This window comes from Acidimicrobiia bacterium (genome assembly GCA_029210695.1).
Lineage (GTDB): Bacteria > Actinomycetota > Acidimicrobiia > Spongiisociales > JAHEDJ01 > JAHEDJ01.
On record JARGFH010000134.1, the window covers coordinates 1 to 2765 of the forward strand.

At 67.1% G+C, this 2765-nt stretch carries 5 protein-coding genes; all 5 read right to left on the reverse strand.

Annotated elements, in window-relative coordinates:
- Nucleotides 1–472, reverse strand: a 472-nt coding sequence (locus P1T08_18645) for a hypothetical protein (GenBank protein ID MDF1598092.1), incomplete at its 3' end; no start/stop codon positions are given.
- Entirely contained in the window at nt 469–927 is a 459-nt protein-coding gene (locus P1T08_18650) for a hypothetical protein (GenBank protein MDF1598093.1), read from the reverse strand. The genes P1T08_18650 and P1T08_18645, both read right to left, overlap by 4 nt.
- A complete protein-coding gene (locus P1T08_18655) occupies nt 924–1241 on the reverse strand; it encodes a hypothetical protein (protein ID MDF1598094.1) in 318 nt (105 codons plus the stop codon). The genes P1T08_18650 and P1T08_18655 overlap by 4 nt, the downstream gene beginning before the upstream one ends.
- Nucleotides 1242–1254: 13 nt before the next feature.
- Nucleotides 1255–2457 (reverse strand): peptidoglycan DD-metalloendopeptidase family protein, encoded by a 1203-nt coding sequence (locus P1T08_18660; protein MDF1598095.1) that lies wholly within the window; start codon nt 2455–2457, stop codon nt 1255–1257.
- Nucleotides 2454–2765: hypothetical protein (locus P1T08_18665; protein MDF1598096.1), on the reverse strand; the 312-nt coding region annotated here is incomplete at its 5' end. The genes P1T08_18665 and P1T08_18660, both read right to left, overlap by 4 nt.

The window sequence follows — 2765 nt, forward strand, 5'->3', positions numbered from 1 at the left end:
CGACGGAGTGTTGGGCTTCGGTGGCGATGAGTCGTCGGTGGACGGTGCCGAGTGTGAGACGTCCTGGCTGGGGTCGGCGGATCAGGAGGGGTTTGAGGTCTCGGGGTTTGGCCCATCGGGCTGACTTGCCATTCGAGGAGTTCCGATTCTGGTCGTGCCAGCGGTAGCCGATCGCACCGATGGCAATCAGAACCGCCACGAGGAAGATGAGCGTGCCGTAGTAGGGGAGTGGCCCCGGGAGCGCCGGGGCGGCTGCCGGTGGCCAGGCTTCGGTAGGAATGGCCGGACTGGCGACGAGTTTCCAGAGGATACGTGGACTCTCGGAGAGGGGAACGGGCGGCCAGGTGCCGTTCCAGAGGAGGGCGGCGACCTGGCCAGCGGTCCACACCACCAGGCAGGCGGCCACCAGGCCGCCGGTGACCATGGTGAGGGCCTTCTCACCGTCCGGACTGTTCGGCGCCGGGGGGGTCATCGTTCGATGCCCCGTTGCCGTGCCGTCTGGTGTCGATCGCGTGGTTCGGTGATGAGGGTGCGCAAGAGTGGGCTTTGGCAGGCTCCACACCGGCAGGCGCGCGGGGTGGGTTGGGTCCATCCGTCGGGCCAGTAGGGGATGGTGGCGGCACAAGGCGCGCAGAGGGCATGGCTTCCGAGCAGTGGGATGAGGGTGTATTCACCGTCGGCGGGGATTTGGCTGTTGCACAGATCGCAGATCCAGAGGCTGTTGTCGTCGGGAACGCTGGTGATGATGACCACCCCGAGTCGCTCCATCTCTTCCCGGAACCCGGCTTCGGCTGCGACTCTGCGCCGGTAGGCCTCACGGTGGGCGGCGGGCCGGACGACGAACCGTAGATCGTCACGGCACGACTCACACAATCCTTGCGCGGTGAGGCGAGTCTCGACGTCGCAGCTCACACATGTGTGGCTCACCTTTCCACCCCCTGGCTGACAGCCCGTTGCCGGTGGGGTCGGTTGACGATCTCGGCGAAGAGGAGAAGTCCCGCGACCCGATCATCGGCATCCAGTTGGTCCCATTGGTCGAGCACCGTCTGGGCGAACCCACCGAGCGGATGCGAGCTCCCGTTGAGGACGTGGGCGATGCTCCCTCGCTCTTCTTCGTCGAGTTGGAGCGAGGCATCGGAAGGGCCATCGTAGGAGGCCGCTAAGGCCGCGAAGGCTGTGGCGATCCGCTGCCTGCTGAGAATCTCGGTCGGGTCGACCGGCTGGGGTTGGACGGGTGTCATATGTGGGTTCCTGTCAGTGGGTGCAGCCGCTCGTGGGTGCAGTGGCGGGGTTGAGCCCGATCCCGTTCCACCAGGCTTCGAGGAGGGGTTGTGGGCAGATGAGTGCACCGTCGGGGTTGCGGATCTGGAGGTGGAGGTGCGGGGCTTCGGAGTTGCCGGTGTTGCCCGACGTCATGATCAGCTGTCCAGGTGTGACCTCGGCTCCGGGCTCGATGTTGACTTGGGTGCCGTGGCAGTAGGTGTAGCGATGGCTATCGAGACCGGTGATCGTGACTCCCCAGCCGCACTTGCAGGAGGAGCATGGCTCGTAGACGTTGCTGACGGTGCCGGGGTGGGCGGCGTAGACGGGTGTGCCTTCGGGTACGCCGAGGTCAGAGGCGGGGTAGTCGTGGTGACTCCTGCGGATCTCGTCGACGGTCACTGTGCTGACGGGCAGCGGGAAGGCGTACAGGCCGTTGGCGAGGACGACACCGCCGGTGAATTGGAAGGACCGGTAGTAGTCGATCCAGCCGGCGACGGTGGCTACGTATTCGGCCGAATTGTTGTATCGGAGGAGCGCTCCGGCGAGGTCGTCGGGGTTGGTGTAGTCGCCGGGGGCGGTGAGACAAAGGTGGGCGACGGTGGCGAGCGCGGCGTCGAACACGTTCTGCGGATCCTTGGTGCCGTCGGCGTTGCCGTCCTGTCCGAAGGCACGCCACGATCCGGGGAGGAATTGCGCGGGACCGACAGCTCGGTCCCAGGTCGGGTCGCCGTCGAGGAGGCCGTCGTCGGTGTCGGGGACGGTGGCGGTGTCGGGCTCGGAGCCGTCCAGGGTGATCCCGTACAGCGGAGGGGTGACGATGCCGTCGGGGGTGACGGTGCGGCCCCGGTAGGTGGCGTGGTTGGATTCGACCTTCCAGATGCCGGCGATGATCGGCCAGTCGACGACACAGCCTTCGGCGACGCTCGGGGCATTGCTCTCGGCGGCGACATACGCGGAGAACATCACCGGGCGGATGCCGAGCGCCCCGCCCGCAGCGGCCGCAGGTCCACCGGCGACGACGGCCGCCAAACCGAGGGCGAGCACGAGGAGGATCAGCGCTGCGGGTACCGAGACGATCCCGACACCGATGATGACCCGTTTGAGTCCGAGATTCATGCTGCGCTCGGCGGCCTTCTCGGCGAGCTTTCGCTTGGCGACACTGACCGCGACCTTGGCGACGACGTGCCAGCTCACACTGAGGTCCTCCGCTGAGCCTGCCGCCACGCGGCGCCTGCCAGTGCCGGGGCTTGACCTTGCTTCCTGCGGGGCCGAGCGGGGATGTCGGCTGTGGTTTGCCTGACGGTGTGTGTGACGCCGAGGCCGGTGATCCCGCCAGCCTGGTAGGGGCGGACCCAGGTGGCACCGTGCGCCCCACCGATCTGGCCGCCTTCGAGACGTTGCAGGGTGGAATCGGCGAACCGCGACGAGATGTCGAGGAGCTGGCGGCGGCCCACCGCCATGACGGCCATGAAGAAGATCACCAGCAGGAACCGGGTCCACAG